The sequence below is a fragment of the Pseudomonas pudica genome, from assembly GCF_015680405.1.
In the GTDB taxonomy this organism is placed as follows: domain Bacteria; phylum Pseudomonadota; class Gammaproteobacteria; order Pseudomonadales; family Pseudomonadaceae; genus Aquipseudomonas; species Aquipseudomonas pudica.
This window is the reverse complement of record NZ_JADLJS010000003.1, coordinates 1-15,457: the sequence shown is the minus strand read 5'-3', so window position 1 is coordinate 15,457 and position 15,457 is coordinate 1. Positions and strand designations below refer to the sequence as shown.

The 15,457-nt window shown below is 63.9% G+C and carries 15 protein-coding genes; 8 read left to right on the top strand and 7 right to left on the bottom strand.

The features are described from left to right. The first annotated feature begins 50 nt into the window (after positions 1 to 50). Both IRZ77_RS03120 and IRZ77_RS03115 read left to right on the top strand, forming a co-directional pair. Entirely contained in the window at positions 51 to 959 is a 909-nt protein-coding gene (locus IRZ77_RS03120; protein ID WP_196172829.1) for a LysR family transcriptional regulator, read from the top strand. Between the two features lie 106 nt (positions 960 to 1,065). Beyond that, on the top strand, positions 1,066 to 1,338 hold the full coding sequence (locus IRZ77_RS03115; protein WP_085599090.1) for a hypothetical protein: 273 nt from the start codon (positions 1,066 to 1,068) through the stop codon (positions 1,336 to 1,338). A 126-nt stretch (positions 1,339 to 1,464) separates the two neighbouring features. Here the strand turns inward: IRZ77_RS03115 and IRZ77_RS03110 are convergent, their stop codons facing one another. Then, positions 1,465 to 2,115: a TIGR04211 family SH3 domain-containing protein gene (locus tag IRZ77_RS03110; protein ID WP_046615460.1), complete on the bottom strand. Its 651-nt coding sequence runs from the start codon at positions 2,113 to 2,115 to the stop codon at positions 1,465 to 1,467. Positions 2,116 to 2,320: 205 nt separating this feature from the next. On the opposite strand from IRZ77_RS03110, the gene IRZ77_RS03105 reads away from it, so the two are divergent. Further along, on the top strand, positions 2,321 to 2,800 hold the full coding sequence (locus IRZ77_RS03105; RefSeq protein ID WP_015270715.1) for a VOC family protein: 480 nt from the start codon (positions 2,321 to 2,323) through the stop codon (positions 2,798 to 2,800). Positions 2,801 to 2,866: 66 nt separating this feature from the next. Here IRZ77_RS03105 and IRZ77_RS03100 read toward each other — a convergent pair whose 3' ends face one another. After that, positions 2,867 to 4,615, bottom strand: a complete 1,749-nt coding sequence (locus IRZ77_RS03100) for a BCCT family transporter (protein ID WP_196172827.1) — start codon at positions 4,613 to 4,615, stop codon at positions 2,867 to 2,869. Positions 4,616 to 4,932: 317 nt separating this feature from the next. Here IRZ77_RS03100 and IRZ77_RS03095 point away from each other — a divergent pair, with 317 nt between their 5' ends. The 4 genes from IRZ77_RS03095 (at position 4,933) to IRZ77_RS03080 (ending at position 7,107) form a co-directional block, all read left to right on the top strand. Further along, entirely contained in the window at positions 4,933 to 5,250 is a 318-nt protein-coding gene (locus tag IRZ77_RS03095; RefSeq protein ID WP_046615458.1) for a hypothetical protein, read from the top strand. 8 nt (positions 5,251 to 5,258) lie between these two features. After that, positions 5,259 to 5,459, top strand: coding sequence for a DUF1289 domain-containing protein (locus IRZ77_RS03090; protein ID WP_108479853.1), 201 nt, complete (start codon positions 5,259 to 5,261; stop codon positions 5,457 to 5,459). A gap of 50 nt (positions 5,460 to 5,509) precedes the next feature. After that, positions 5,510 to 6,151: a LysE family translocator gene (locus IRZ77_RS03085; protein ID WP_025338811.1), complete on the top strand. Its 642-nt coding sequence runs from the start codon at positions 5,510 to 5,512 to the stop codon at positions 6,149 to 6,151. A gap of 167 nt (positions 6,152 to 6,318) precedes the next feature. After that, positions 6,319 to 7,107 (top strand): substrate-binding periplasmic protein, encoded by a 789-nt coding sequence (locus tag IRZ77_RS03080; RefSeq protein ID WP_085599086.1) that lies wholly within the window; start codon positions 6,319 to 6,321, stop codon positions 7,105 to 7,107. Positions 7,108 to 7,128: 21 nt separating this feature from the next. Here the strand turns inward: IRZ77_RS03080 and IRZ77_RS03075 are convergent, their stop codons facing one another. From IRZ77_RS03075 to IRZ77_RS03060, 4 genes are all read right to left on the bottom strand, one after another. After that, complete coding sequence (locus IRZ77_RS03075; protein ID WP_196172825.1) at positions 7,129 to 8,148, bottom strand: XdhC family protein; 1,020 nt, start codon at positions 8,146 to 8,148, stop codon at positions 7,129 to 7,131. 151 nt (positions 8,149 to 8,299) lie between these two features. Next, complete coding sequence (locus IRZ77_RS03070; RefSeq protein ID WP_196172823.1) at positions 8,300 to 9,643, bottom strand: c-type cytochrome; 1,344 nt, start codon at positions 9,641 to 9,643, stop codon at positions 8,300 to 8,302. A 17-nt stretch (positions 9,644 to 9,660) separates the two neighbouring features. Beyond that, complete coding sequence (locus IRZ77_RS03065) at positions 9,661 to 11,910, bottom strand: xanthine dehydrogenase family protein molybdopterin-binding subunit (protein WP_046615454.1); 2,250 nt, start codon at positions 11,908 to 11,910, stop codon at positions 9,661 to 9,663. Continuing rightward, positions 11,910 to 12,365: a (2Fe-2S)-binding protein gene (locus tag IRZ77_RS03060; protein ID WP_046615453.1), complete on the bottom strand. Its 456-nt coding sequence runs from the start codon at positions 12,363 to 12,365 to the stop codon at positions 11,910 to 11,912. The genes IRZ77_RS03065 and IRZ77_RS03060 overlap by 1 nt, the downstream gene beginning before the upstream one ends. Positions 12,366 to 12,749: 384 nt before the next feature. On the opposite strand from IRZ77_RS03060, the gene IRZ77_RS03055 reads away from it, so the two are divergent. Further along, positions 12,750 to 14,939, top strand: a complete 2,190-nt coding sequence (locus tag IRZ77_RS03055; RefSeq protein WP_046615452.1) for an OsmC domain/YcaO domain-containing protein — start codon at positions 12,750 to 12,752, stop codon at positions 14,937 to 14,939. Between the two features lie 237 nt (positions 14,940 to 15,176). Here the strand turns inward: IRZ77_RS03055 and IRZ77_RS03050 are convergent. Then, on the bottom strand, positions 15,177 to 15,457 hold a 281-nt coding region (locus IRZ77_RS03050; RefSeq protein WP_196172821.1), incomplete at its 5' end, for a transposase.

Genomic DNA, 15,457 nt, shown 5'->3' with positions numbered 1-15,457 from the left:
TGAGGAGCTCGGCATTTCAATCGATACATCATGTAATCAATCGAGCCGTCATGACCCGCCATTTCGATGACCTGCAACTGGGCAGCCTGGAGCTCTTCTGCCTGGCCGCCGACAGCGGCAGCTTCACTGCTGCGGCCACGGAGGCCGGTGTTACGCCGGCGGCAGTCAGCCGCAGCGTGGCGCGCCTGGAAGAGCGTCTGGGCGTGCGCCTGTTCGTCCGCACCACCCGGCAGATGCGCCTGTCTGCAGCCGGCCAGGCCTATTACCAGCAATGCCGGCAAGCACTGGGGCAACTGGTCGAGGCCGAGCGCCAGGTCACGGGCGGGCAGGTCGAGCCGAGCGGCCGCCTGCGTATCAGTGCACCCACGCCCTATGCTCATCACCGGCTGTTGCCGCTGCTGCCGAGGTTTCGCCAGCGCTACCCGAAGGTGCAGGTGGATGTGCATGTCAGCAACCGCAATGTCGACTTTGCCGAGGAGCCGTTCGACCTGGCCATTCGTGGTCGCGAGCCGGCCGATTCGCGGCTGGTGGCGCGTCGCCTGGAAGATGCCGAACTGGTGGTGGTGGCCACGCCGGGCTACCTGGCCCGTGCCGGCACGCCACGGACACCGCACGATTTGCTGCAACATGAGTGCATCCAGTTCGAACTGCCCAGCAGTGGTCGACGCCCGCCGTGGAGCTTCCGCCAGGATGGCCAGCAGGTGGAGATCGAAACCCAGGGTGGGTTCACCTGCCTGGGCGACTTCCTCGCCACCGCCACGCTGGTGCGCCATGGCGGCGGGCTGATGCAGGCTTACCGCTTTACCGTGCAGGACGCACTGGCCAGCGGCGAACTGGTGGAAGTGCTCGCCGAGTTTGGCGGCACCTCGCGGCCGTTCATGCTGATCTACCCCCAGGCCCGGCACATGCCGCTGCGGGTGCGGGTGTTCATCGATTTCCTGTTTGCCGAGGGGGCATAGCCCCCGGGCTGAAGCGAGGCGCCGGGGCGTATGGCCGACTATGCTGTTTGCTGCGTCGAGCCAATGTCATCTCGACGACCCTTCAGGTTTTCCAGGAGAACGCTCCATGAAATCCACGAAATGCATACCTTTGCTGGTGATTGCCTCGGTCCTCAGTTTTGCCGCACACGCAGACCCGGCGAGCAACTGTGCGGCCAAGATCAAGGAGCTTGAAGAAATTCAGAAGACTGATGGCCAGGCACTGCACGGTGGCATGGCGCACGACTATCACGAGTTGTTGAAGCAGGCCAAGGAAGGGCAGGCTGCGAATGACATGAAGAAGTGCCAGGCCTCCGCTGACCGGGCCAAGACCATCTACAACAAGGCGCGCGGGAAGTAGCTGCAGTCCTGCACTGGCCTTTTCGCGGGCTCGCCCGCTCCCACAGGTACTGCACAGGCCTTGAGCCTGTTGGAAATCCTGTGGGAGCGGGCAAGCCCGCGAAAAGGCCAGTGCAGGAAGGCCCAGTCAGAACCAGCGATCATTCTTCCTGCGCCCACGGGTCAGCGCCGGCAGGATCAGTCCCGCCAGCAAGCCCGCGCCGGCAATGCTGCCGCCATACACCATGTAGCGCATCATTACCTGCTTGTTCTCGTCCCCCAGGCGTGCCTGGGTATCGCGCAGCTGCGACTGGCTCTGGTCGAGCTGTTCATTCAGCGCCTTGTTGCGCGCCTCCAGTTCGTCGATCAGTTTCTTGCGTGAGTCCAGGGTTTCCTGCATGCCCTGTACGCGGTTTTTCCAGCTGTCGTCGATGTTCTTCAACTGCCCGGTCAGGTCCGCGACCTGGGCATCGAGCTGCGGCAGGCGCTCGCTCTGGCCTGGCACCGACTGCAGATCGTTGCTGAGGATCCACACCACATCGCCGTTCTGCCCGCGCACCTGGCTGTAGTTGCCCTGGCTGCCGATCAGGGTCAGCTTCTGCCCGGACTTGAGCGTACCGACAATGCGGTGGCCATCGGTGGGGCCGCTGCGCACGTAGGTGCTCAGGCTGTCGCTGACCCAGCGTGCATCGCTGGCAGGCTCTTCGGCGTGCACCGGTGCGGCAAGGGCCACCAGGGTGGCGATCAGGCCGCCGCGCAGGGCAGTGAGGGCGGAAGCATTCGGGCGGGAATCGGGCATGTTGGGTCTTCGCTGAAACAGGACAAAAGTAGGCCCGGTGACTGGGCCGATGAACCGGTCGGTGGGTTGACCGTCAGCGAAAGACCGTTTTTTTGTAAGCAGGTTCACTACCTAATGTCGGAAATGTCTGCAGGATGTTGCAAGGCTTCAACCGGCGACTGTGAGACTAGACTCAAAGGCTCACACCCTTTCATGGAACAAGACCATGACAGCCAAGAACACAATCTGCCTCTGGTACGACAACGACGCCGAGGAGGCCGCGAACTTTTACGCCAGCGTCTTCCCTGACACGACAGTGATAGCGGTGCATCAGGCACCTGCTGATTATCCATCCGGGAAACAGGGTGACGTGATTACCGTGGAGTTCAGCGTCATGGGTATTCCGTGCGTGGGGCTCAACGGAGGCAAGGCCTTCACGCATTGCGAGGCGTTTTCATTCCAGGTCAGCACCGAGGACCAGGCCGAGACCGACCGCTTGTGGGATGCCATTGTCGGCAACGGCGGGGAGGCCAGCGTCTGCGGCTGGTGCAAGGATAAATGGGGGATTTCGTGGCAGATCACCCCGCGCATCCTCATCGAAGCCATCGGCCACCCCGACCGGGCGGCGGCCAAGCGGGCGTTCGATGCCATGATGCAGATGGGCAAGATCGATGTGGCCAGGATAGAGGCGGCGTTGAAGGGCTGACCACGGCAGTGAAGGCATCTTGATCGGGGGCTGCGCAGCAGCCCCCGATTCCACAAACTTGCCAGGTCAGTTGGCGGTCACTTCGGCCTCTGCCGAAGCCGGCTTGGTCGAAGTCTTCTTCTCCTGCACCACGATGTAGAACTCTTCGCCATGCTTCACCGCGCCATACAGCACGGCCTTCTCGATCAGTTCGTTGCCGCGCAGGTGGCGCAGCATCATCGGGTCCTTGCGCAGGTCGCGGTACAGCGCCAGGCACAGCAGCACCATCACCACCACGAACGGCAGGGCCACGACGATGGTCAGGTTCTGCAGGCCGGTCAGCGCCTCGCCGGGGTCGCGCGGGTCGCCAATCGCCAGCATGATTGCCGCAACAGTACCGGTCAGTGCGCCCCAGAAGATCACCGTACGTCGCGATGGCGTGGTGGTGCCATGCTCCGACAGCGTGCCCATTACCAGCGAGGCCGCATCGGCACCGGAGACGAAGAAGATGCCCACCAGCACCATCACCAGCACCGATGTCACCGAGGCCAGCGGGTAGCTTTCCAGCAACTGGTACAGCGCGTGGTTGCTGTTGACCGCACCGTTGGCCAGCTGGAATGCGCCTTCACGCAGGGCGTCGATACTCGCGCCGCCAAAGATGGTGAACCACACCAGGCTGACCAGGCTCGGTACCAGCAGCACCCCGGCAACGAACTGGCGGATGGTGCGGCCGCGGCTGATGCGGGCGATGAACATGCCCACGAACGGCGTCCAGGAAATCCACCAGGCCCAGTAGAACACGGTCCAGCCGGCCAGCCAGCTGTTCATCTGCTCGCCGCCGCTGGCGTTGGTGCGGGCCATCATTTCCGGCAGCATCTTGACGTAGATGCCGATCGAGGTTGGCAGCAGGTTGAGCATCAGCAGGGTCGGGCCGACGATGAACACGAACAACGCCAGCACCAGCGCCAGTACCATGTTGGTGTTGGACAGCCACTGGATGCCCTTGCCGATGCCCGACACCGCCGAGGTGACGAAGGCAATGGTCAGCAGGGTGATGATCGAGATGTAGAACAGCTTGCCGGGGCTTTCGATCCAGCCGTTGTATTCCAGGCCACCGGCTATCTGCAGCGCGCCCAGGCCCAGCGAGGCTGCCGAGCCGAACAGCGTGGCGAAGATCGCCATCATGTCTATCAGGCGGCCGAGCGGGCCGTTGGCATGCTTGCCGATCAATGGCCGAAAGGCGGCGGAAATCAGCTGCGAGCGGCCGCGACGGAAGGTGCCATAGGCAATCACCAGGCCGACGATGGCGTACATGGCCCAGGGGTGCAGCGTCCAGTGGAACAGCGTGGTGGCCATGGCCACCTGCATCGCTTCGCTGGACTGCCCGGTGGTCGTCCCGGGTGGTGGCGACACATAGTGCGACAGCGGTTCGGCAACGCCGAAGAACATCAGGCCGATGCCCATGCCGGCGCTGAACATCATCGCCACCCACGACACCGTACGGAATTCCGGCTGTTCGCCATCACGGCCCAGCGGGACCCGGCCGTAACGGCTGGCGGCCAGCCACAACACGAACACCACGAACAGCGTGGAGGTAAGCACGAAGAACCAGCCGAAGTTGAGAATGACCCAGGATTGCGCGCTGGAGGCGCTGGTGGCGAGGCTGGCCTGGTTGAGGAAGCCCCAGAGGACGAAAGCGATAGCCAGGAGGCTGGTGAAACCAAAGACGATCCAGTCGAGCTTGCCCTCGAAACGCCGGTCCTGGCGTGCTTCTGCGGTTTTCGAGGGGTCCGTCACGCCAAGGTCGAGCGTTTCGGTGATGTGTTCCTTTGCCATGAATGATGAGGCCCCTTTCTGGCTTACCTGCTGGTGCAGGCTTGTAGTTTTGTATGGGCTACCGAGTTCGATGACTGCCTCGGCGGGGAGATTGCTGGCTGGATTATCCTGCGCGCGAAACGGCGGCTCCTGTCCCGATTACGCCCCGGGGCGTCCATTACGCGACCTGCCAACTACTTTTAGTTCTGGGGGCGATGGCCCTTTCTGCTTCGCGTTCTGGTAACCTGATGGGCATTCCCCGGGCCTGCACATCCGAGCACCGTAGAAGCGTTGCTGCTTGTGGGCCTGGCCGTACCAGGAAACGGAGATTCGTCCAAATGGCCACTGACCGTGTGAGCCTGATTCATTTCGATAAATTGAGCATGAGCCCTGCCGCTGCCGATCGGTTCCAGAAAGCCCTCGACGCGCTGGAAGCGCTCAAGCTGCAGGACCGTTACGTGTATCTCATCGCTCCTTATCTGGGTGACATCGCTGACGCCTCCGACCCCGAGCAACTGGCCACCGCCCTGGAACAGGGCTTGCGCGTGGTCGACGAGCTGCTGGCTGCCAGGTCGGTCAGCAAGGTCAAGGCCGAGGAAGTGTGCCAGGTGTTCCACCGCGCCGCTGAGCGCGCGCAGGCAGAAATGCCTGGCTGAGTGGCGGCATGGCCAAAGACATCGACAACCCCTGCGTCTCGCTGTGCCAGCTCAACAGCGAGTTGTGCGTGAGCTGCGGTCGCACCCGTGACGAAATCCGCAAATGGCGGGGCATGAAGCGCCCCGAGAGGATGGCCACCGTGCAGCGGGCGGCAACGCGGATGAAGGCTATCGCCAAGAAGGCGGCCAAGCGGCAGAATGCCGACTGAACCTGCGCACCCTGCGCGCGGCCTTTCCTGATTGTCTGACGAGCCTGAAAATGGATTCTCACTCGCTGTTTGCCTTTACCCTGGTCGCTGCCATCGCGATCGCCAGCCCCGGCCCTGCCACCCTCATGGCCATCAACAACAGCCTGGCCCATGGCCAGCGCAGCGCGATCTGGTCGTCGCTGGGCAATGGCTCGGGCCTGTTCTGCCTTTCGGCAGCTGCCATGCTGGGGCTTGGCGCGCTGTTGGCCAGTTCCGAAATGCTGTTCAACGCCGTGAAGATCCTGGGGGCGGGCTACCTGTTCTACCTGGGGGCGCGGCAATTGCTGAAAAAGAGCCCGATGCTGGCGCAGGGCGCCGCAGAGGGTGTGGCCAAGGTCCGGCCCACGCCGCTGAAGCTCTACAAGTCGGCCTTCCTCACGGCAGTGACCAACCCCAAGGCGACCATGTTCTTCACCGCACTGTTCCCGCAGTTCATCGACCAAGGTGCGGCGTTGCTGCCGCAGTTCCTGATCCTGACCGGAATATTCGTTGCGTTGTCGCTGGTTTCGCTGAGCCTGTATGCCGCATTGGCGGCGCGGGCCAAGGGCGTGCTGACCCGGCCGTCGTTGTCGCGCTGGGTGAGCCGGGTGGTGGGCACCACCTTTATCGGTTTTGGTGCGGCGATCCTGGCGATGCGCCGGCAGGGGGCCTGAAGTACGAGGGGCGCTCCCCGCTGGCCGATAAATGGCCAACCTGATGGCCATGCATGGTCCAGACTGTCTACAGCACGCACAGAGGGGTGCTGCAGTCGACCACAGGATGTGGCAGCCTTTGGCCACCGCTCCAGGTCTGCGGAGGTCACATGTGCCGAGGGTTGTCGATGATCGAGCGCTGCTTTCGCCACGCTTTGCTGTTATTGCCGTGCCTGCTGCTGCCGCTGGTGGCGGTAGCGCACGAGGAATGCCGGCGGCTGACTGCCACCGGTAACCCGGAATACCCCCCCTACCTGTGGCGCGATCCGCAAAACCCCCAGCAACTGATCGGTGCCAATGCCGACCTGCTCAAGTATCTGGGCGAGCAATTGGGGTTGGAAATCGAGGTGGTCTACGGCGGGCCGTGGTCGCGCGCCCAGGAAGAGGTACGCACGGGCCGGATCGACCTGATGGCCGGGTATTTCCTGACCAAGGTCCGCCAGCAACAGATGGACTTCATCACCCCGGCATTTCTGCATACACCCAGCGTTATCTGGGTGCGCCAGGACAATGCCTTTGCCTACCGGCAATGGGCCGACCTCAAGGGCCGCAAAGGCGGCACGCTGGTCAACAACAGCCACGGCCAGCAGTTCGACGATTACGCCAGGACCAACCTCACCCTCGAAGCGGTACCTGGTGCCAGGCAGGCATTCGAGAAGTTGATGCACAAGCGCAGCGATTACGTGGTGTACGAGCAGTATCCCGGCTTGGCGCTGGCGCGCACATTGGGGATTGCCGACACTTTGCAGGTGCTGGAACCACCGATATCCAGCGAAGGGTTGTACCTGGCGCTGTCGCATGATTCGCCCTGCAACCAGCCGCAGCTGCGTGAGGCACTGGCGAAGGAGATGGAAAAGATCGTTGCCGGTGCGTTGCCGGAGCAACTGCTGCAGCAAAACCTGGAGCGTTGGCAATAAATAGCAGCCTGGTATGCGCTCCTACAGGGAGCGGGCCAGCTGTTCGGCTTCCTTGGCCCGGGTCACACTGACTGCGCCGGGCAGGGTGACATCGTTCTTCGCAGCGAGGATCTCGGCCATGACGCTGACGGCAATCTCGGCCGGGGTCTTGCTACCGATATAGATGCCGATAGGACCGTGCAGGCGCTGCAACGACGCTTCGCTTTCGCCAAAGTGTTCGATCAGCCGCTCGCGGCGCAGCTGGCTGTTGCGCCGTGAGCCGATGGCACCGATATAGAACGCCGGGCTGTGCAGGGCTTCGAGCAAGGCCAGGTCGTCCAGCTTGGGGTCGTGGCTGACGGCAACGATTGCGCTGCGCAGGTCTGGGGCGAAGGCGCGGACCACGTCGTCCGGCATGCCGGCCAGGTGGTTGACGCCGGCAACGTTCCAGCCTGCCGTGTACTCGGGGCGCGGATCGCACAGTGAAACGCTGAAGCCATTGAACAGGGCCATGGTCGCCAGGTATTCGGCCAGCGCGCCGGCACCGATCAGCAGTAGGCGATAGCCGGGGCCCAGGGTGCTGAGCATGTGCCGGCCATCGAAACTGAACAGTTCGGGCGTGGTGGTGGCGGTAAGGTTGGTCTCCCCGCTGCGCAGGTCAAGCCCACGGCGTACCAGATTGCCGCCGTCGAGGTCGGCGAGCAGTTGCTCCAGGTGTGGCAGCGACGGGGCGAATTCCAGCACCAGTTCGAGGGTGCCGCCACAGGGCAGGCCGAAGCGGTGTGCCTCGTCGGCACTGACGCCAAAGCGCACCACCTGGGGCATGCCGCCGGGCATGCCGGGGCCGCCATAGGCATTGGTGTAGCGGTGAATGAGGTCGTCCTCGATGCAGCCGCCAGAGACACTGCCGACCACACGGCCGTCGCTGCGCAGGGCCATCATCGAGCCCACTGGGCGGGGGGAAGAGCCCCAGGTGCGGGCGACTGTAGCCAGCAAGGTGCGGTGGCCGGCGGCGAGCCAGTCTCGGGTGGTGCGCAGGACCAGCAGGTCGATGCTTTCCATGGGTACTCCGGTAAAGCCTGGTGTTCAAGGGTGGCTGTGCCGGCCTCTTCGCGGGTAAACCCGCTCCCACAGGATTGCACCACTCCCAAGACCTGTGCAGTACCTGTGGGAGCGGGTTTACCCGCGAAGAGGCCGGTACAGCCACCAAATTTCAGCGCATGTGCAAAATGATCGGGCTACTGCTGGCCGGGTCGGTATGCCCACGCAACTTGCCCACCGCCTGCGGATTCACCGCGCCACCATGGTTCCCCCAGGCACTGCGCACGAAACCCAGCACATCGGCAATTTCCTGGTCACTCAATTGCTCACGGAAGGCCGGCATGCGATACGCATCGGGCAACCCGGCCGTCACCACCCGCTGCGAACCATTGAGGGTGATATTGATCGCCGAGGCGTCTTCCTTGGCCAGTGCCGAAGTAGCGCCTGCCAAAGGTGGCATCCATTCGGCCTGGCCCTTGCCATCCAGGCCGTGGCACGACGCACAGCGGGTTACATAGGTATGCCCCCCAGGGCTGTCGAGCAGCGCGGCCGTCGTTTCGGCCTGGTACTGCCACGGCGCACCGTCGCGTTGCGGGTCGCCGGGCAGCGACTTCAGGTAGCGGGCGATGGCGGCCAGGTCGTCGTCACTCATGAATTGCGTGGAGTTGTTGAATGCCTCGGTCATCGAGCCGAATACCACCGCATGCCGATTGCGGCCGGTCTTGAGGAACTGCGCGATCTCGGCCTCGCTCCAGCGACCCAGCCCGGTGTTGGGGTCGGCACGCAGGCTCGGTGCATACCAGCCATCGAGCAGGGCACCAGCGAGGAATGGCTTGCCGCTGTCATCCAGGGCCTTTTCGTTGAAGGCCAGGCCGCGCGGCGTATGGCAGCTGCCACAGTGGCCAGGGCCCTGGACGATGTAGGCACCGCGGTTCCACTGCGCATCCTGCCCGGCCTGGTCGGCGTACGGAGCGGTGGCGGCGAACAGCCCGTTCCACATCGCAATGGGCCAGCGCCAGTTCAGCGGCCAGGGAATGTCGCTGGCAAGGTTGGCTTGCTGCACGGGTTGCACGCCGTGCATGAAGAAGGCATACAGCGCCTTTACATCGTCATCGCTGAGCTTGGCGTAGGACGGGTAGGGCATGGCCGGGTACAGCCGCCGGCCACCGGGCGCGACGCCTTGGCGCACGGCACGGTCGAAGTCGGCCAGGCTGTAGCCACCGATGCCGGTGTTGCGGTCGGGGGTGATATTGGTGGCGTGAATCGCCCCCAGCGGGGTGGCCATTTCCAGCCCGCCAGCGAACGGTTTGCCGTCCGGCAGGCTGTGGCAGGCCACGCAGTCGCTGAGGCGGGCCACGTACTCGCCACGGCTGATCAGCGCCGGGTCGGCAGTGGTGGCCTGCACATCGGCAAATGGCGAGGCGGGCTCGCGGGTGACGTACCAGGCCAGCAGGCCTGCCGCGACCAGGCACGGCAGCGCCAGCCAGCCAGCAGTTCTTGCGAAACGATGGGTCATGGGGCGTCCTTGTCTGCTCAGCTGAAGGTATGGCGGCTCAATGGCAGGCTGCGCACGCGCTGGCCGGTGAGCTGCGCGACTGCGTTGGCCACCGCCGGTGCCACTGCGGGCAACGGTGGCTCGCCGATGCCGCCCATCTTCGCCCCGCTTTCGACAATGCGCACGTGTACCCTGGCCATGCGCGACGGCGGCAGGATCGGGTACAGGTCGTAGTTGCGCGCGCGCGGCTTGCCATCCACGTACACCGCTTCTTCCAGCAGTGTCTGCGACAGGCCCAAGGCGACGGCGCCGTTGACCTGATGCTCGATGATCGCCGGGTTGACGATGCTGCCCGGGTCGATGGCCTGCCAGATGTCGTGCACCTTGACCTGGCCATTCTCGATCGACACCTCGGCAATGACCGCTGCCTCCGAGCCGAACGGCGAGGCCATGGCCACGCCACGCGCCCGCTTGCTGCCATCCTCGGCGGTGAACGGCCCACGCTTCCAGCCGCCGGAAAGCTCTGCGACGGCCTGCAACAGGTTGGTCAGGCGCTGGTTGTCGCGCAGCAGGTGCAGGCGCAGTTCGAACGGGTCCTTGCCGCCTTTGTCGGCCAGCTCGTCGAGGAACGATTCATAGAAGAAGTCGTTCAGCGAGTTGCCCACCGAGCGCCAGTAGCCGAGCATGGCCGGGCCTTTTACATAGATCTGCGCGATGCGCTTGTTGGCGATGGCGTAGGACTTGCCCGACAGCCCTTCGAGCGCGGTAGGGTCGAGTTTTTCGCCTTGCTTGCCAGCGATGGCTTCGGTCGGGCCTTCGGTGGCGCTCACTGCTTCGAGGGCCACCGGCAGGCCATCGGCATCCAGCCCGGCGCGGAACTTGACCACGGCGACCGGGCGCAACACATCGCGGAGGAATTCCTCTTCGCGGCTCCAGATGAGTTTCACCGGCCGGCCGACCGCCTTGGCCAAGGCAATGGCCTGTGGATAGGGATTGGCCGAGTCGTACAGGAAGTGGCGGCCAAAGAAACCGCCCAGCAACGGCGAATGCAGGGTGATCTGCGCCGGGGCCAGGCCGGTGCGTTTGGCAATGTCGTCACGGAACATGTCCGGCGCCTGGTTGGGCAGCCACACTTCCAGGCTGCCGTCCGGGTTGAAGCGCGCCAGTGCCGACGGCGGCTCCAGCTGTGCGTGGTTGAGGTACTGGTTGTGGTAGGTTGCTTCGACCCGGGTCTTGGCACTGGCCAGCATACCGGCCACGTCGCCCTGGTTTTCGTCGTCGCGCGCCGGGCCCGTGACCGTGGCCAGGTGCTCGCGCCAACCATCGCTGGAGAAATCGGCCGGCATCGGCCGTACCGGGCTGTCGGCCGCGGGCTCCTTCCAGTCCACCTGGATGGCTTCGACCGCGCGCTTGGCGTGCCACCAGCGTTCGGCAACCACCGCCACGGCACCCGGCAGCTGATGCACCGAATGCACGCCTTTCATGGCCTTGACCTGGTCTTCGTTGCGCAGGCTACCGACGGTCATGCCCAGGCGTGGTGCGTGCTGCACGGCGGCGTGGAGCATGCCGTCGACCTTGATGTCGATGCTGTATACGGCCTTGCCGGTGGACTTGTCGTAGGCATCCAGGCGACGTACCGGTTTGCCGATCCAGCGAAACTGGCTGGGGTCGCGCAGCTTGACGCTGGCTGGGTCCGGTACTGGCAGGTCCATGGCGCGTCCGGCCAGTTCACCGTAGGGAATGGAGCGGCCAGTCGTGGTATGTACCACATGGCCCGGCGTGGTGGAGAGTTCTTCGACCGGCACGCCCAGCTGCTCGGCGCCCGCCTGCAGCAGCATGGCCCGGGCGAGGGCGCCCAGGCGGCGCATGGTCGGGTAGCTCATGCGCACCGACATGCTGCCGCCGGTGATGCGCATGCCGTTCTCCATCACTACATAGGCTTCGCCGGGCGGCGCGCTGTCGACCACAAAATTGGCCGGGTCGACGTCCAGCTCTTCACCCACGATCTGCGCCATGGCGGTGAAGGGGCCTTGGCCACCTTCCATGAACGGGCTGAGCAGGCGCACTTTGCCGTCCGGTCGGATCTCCAGAAACGCCGGCACCTGCGTGCCGCGCTCCGGGGTTGCGGCGGCGGCTGCCTGCACGCGGGCCGACCCCATGGGCAGGCCGAAACCCAGCACCAGGGCACCGACAGCCGTGCCGGCAAGAAAGCGCCGACGTGACAGGTTGACCGTTTCGCCCAGTTGCAGCCTGAGCAGTTCGGCGGGGGTATCGACTGGTGTGTTCATCAGGCCTTCTCCCCTTGGGCCAGCTCATGCATGGCGGCATGGATGGCGTTGTAGGTGCCGCAGCGGCACAGGTTGACCATGGCGGCCTCGATCTGGGCGTCACTGGGCTTGGGCGTGTGCTTGAGCAGCGCCGTGGCCGCCATTACCTGGCCGGACTGGCAGTAGCCGCACTGGGCCACCTGGTGCTCGACCCAGGCTGCGACCACGCGTTTGCCGACGGCATCGGCCTCGATCGCCTCGATGGTGGTCACTTCGCGCCCGACCACGCCGGCCACCGGGGTGACGCAGGCGCGCACCACGTTGCCGTCCACCAGCACCGAACAGGCGCCGCACTGGGCCAGGCCGCAGCCATACTTGGTGCCGGTCAGCCCCAGGTCGTCGCGGATCACCCACAGCAGGGGCGTATCGGCGTCTGCCTCGACCTGGTAGGTCTTCTGGTTGATGCGTAGTTCCATGGTTCACCTGCCCGTCAACGGTTGCTGTCGCTTGGATTCTTCTGATCGGGGAATACGGTGCTCCCCAGTGCAGAAACGCTAGCACAGCGGGGTGACCGCTGGTCTGTTGGCGGGCGCAGGTTCAGAGGATCAGGCAAGCAATTCGGTGAAATGCGCAAGCGGCGATGTGCGCTATCGCCTGTAGGAGCGGCCTTGTGTCGCGATGGGGCGCGCAGCGGCCCCAGGGCAGCATGCAGTATTGTAAGGGGCCGCTTTGCGGCCCATCGCGACACAATGCCGCTCCTACAAGAAAGCGCATTTGGAGGTGAAGAGGACTTCCGCAGCGAAAACCCGGATAATGCCGGCCAATTTCGTTTTGCACGCTTAAATCACGGTAATCCCCGCATGGAAATCAAGGTCAATTTTCTCGACAATCTCCGTCTCGAAGCCAAGTTCGACGACTTCACGGTGATCGCCGACCAACCGATTCGCTACAAGGGTGATGGCTCGGCCCCGGGGCCGTTCGACTATTTCCTGGCGTCTTCGGCCTTGTGCGCGGCTTACTTCGTCAAGCTGTACTGCCAGACCCGCGACATCCCCACCGAAAACATCCGCCTGTCGCAGAACAACATCGTCGACCCGGAAAACCGCTACAACCAGGTCTTCAAGATCCAGGTCGAGTTGCCCGAGGACATTTCCGAGAAGGACCGCCAAGGCATCCTGCGCTCCATCGACCGCTGCACGGTGAAGAAGGTGGTGCAGACCGGCCCCGAGTTCGTGATCGAAGTGGTCGACAACCTCGATGCCGATGCCCAGGGCCTGCTGATGCCGGTGGCGGACACCAGCACCTATATCCCCGGCAAGGACCTGCCGCTGGAGCAGACCATCGCCAACATGTCGGGCATCCTCGCCGGGCTGGGGATGAAGATCGAGATCGCCTCGTGGCGCAACATCGTGCCCAACGTGTGGTCGCTGCATGTGCGCGACGCCCAGTCGCCGATGTGCTTCACCAACGGCAAGGGCGCGACCAAGGAGGCCGCGCTGGCCTCGGCGCTGGGCGAGTTCATCGAGCGGCTGAACTGCAACTTCTTCTACAACGATCAGTTCTGGGGCGAGGACCTGGCCAACGCGTCGTTCGTGCACTACCCGAACGAGCAGTGGTTCAAACCCGGCCCGCGCGATGCGCTGCCGGCCGAGATCCTCGATGAGCACTGCCTGGCAATCTACAACCCGGACGGCGAGCTGCGTGGCTCGCACCTGTACGACACCAACTCGGGCAATACCGCGCGCGGCATCTGCTCGTTGCCATTCGTGCGCCAGTCCGACCAGCAGGTGGTGTACTTCCCGTCCAACCTGATCGAGAACCTGTTCCTCAGCAACGGCATGAGTGCCGGCAACACCCTGGCCGAGGCGCAGGTGCAGTGCCTGTCGGAAATCTTCGAGCGCGCCGTGAAGCGCGAAATCCTCGAAGGCGAGCTGTGCCTGCCAGATGTGCCGCAGGAGGTGCTGGCCAAGTACCCGGCCATCGTCGCCGGCATCCAGGGCCTGGAAGAGCAGGGCTTCCCGGTGCTGGTCAAGGATGCGTCGCTGGGTGGCGAGTTCCCGGTAATGTGCGTGACCTTGATGAACCCGCGCACCGGCGGCGTGTTCGCTTCTTTCGGCGCCCACCCGAGCCTGGAAGTGGCGCTGGAGCGCAGCCTCACCGAACTGCTTCAGGGCCGCAGCTTCGAAGGTTTGAACGACCTGCCGCAACCGACCTTCGAAAGCCACGCGCTGACCGAACCGAACAACTTCGTCGAGCACTTCATCGATTCCAGCGGCGTGGTGTCGTGGCGCTTCTTCAGCGCCAAGGCCGACTTCGAGTTCGTCGAGTGGGACTTCTCCGGCCACGGCGAGGATTCCAACGTGCAGGAAGCCGCGACCCTGTTCGGCATCCTCGAGGACCTGGGCAAGGAAGTGTACATGGCCGTGTACGACAACCTTGGCGCCACCGCCTGCCGCATCCTGGTACCGGGTTATTCGGAGATCTACCCGGTCGAGGACCTGATCTGGGACAACACCAACCGCGCCCTGTCGTTCCGCGCCGACATCCTCAACCTGCACAGCCTGGACAACCGTTCCCTCAAGCTGCTGCTCAAGCGCTTGGACAACTGCGATGTGGATGACTACACCACCATCACCACGCTGATCGGCGTGGAGTTCGACGAGAACACGGTGTGGGGCCAGCTGACCATTCTGGAGCTGAAGCTGCTCATCTGCCTGGCGGTACAGCGCTTCGAGGACGCCAAGGAGCTGGTCGAGGCGTTCCTGCAGTTCAACGACAACACCGTCGAGCGCGGCCTGTTCTACCAAGCGTTGAACGTGGTGCTGGAAGTGCTGCTGGACGACGAACTGGAAATGGACGATTACGAAGCCAACTTCCGGCGCATGTTCGGCAACCCGCGCATGGACGCGGTGTTGGGCTCGGTGGACGGCAGCGTACGTTTCCATGGCCTGACCCCGACCAGCATGAAGCTCGAAGGCCTCGATCGCCACCTGCGCCTGATCGAAAGCTACAAGAAGCTACATGCGGCGCGGGCCAAGTTCGCCGGATAGCCGCAGCGCTCCAACCGCTATCTTGTACTGTCCGTTCTGGCCCAATCGCCGGCAAGCCAGCTCCCACAGGGATAGCACAGCCCTTGAGGCCAGTGCTGTCGAAGTGGGAGCAACTGTCTTGCTCAATTTCTAAAAGCTGGCGTGATCCCTGTGGGAGCGGGCTTGCCCGCGAACACGGGCGAAGCCCGTGCCATCCATCGCGGTGTCTTCTTCGCGGGTAACCCGCCCCCACAGGGATCACGCTGTGATCTGCGCCATGTTTTCAGGCTGCGGTAAGTCATCCCGCCACGGCGTGCCTGTTCTGAGCATCGCATTGAGGCGCACGATGAAGATTCTTATGCAGGCTACAAGCGCAACCTTGGCAAGTTTCCCTCGCCCACGCAGCGCCTCATATCGGGCTTTGAGCGTTGGATTATGTTTCACCGCTACCAGGCACGCCATGTACAGCGCACGCCTGACCTCAAATCGGCCTCCTGAGATAAAGCGCTTGCCCACGGACTTTCCGCTGTCGTGATTGA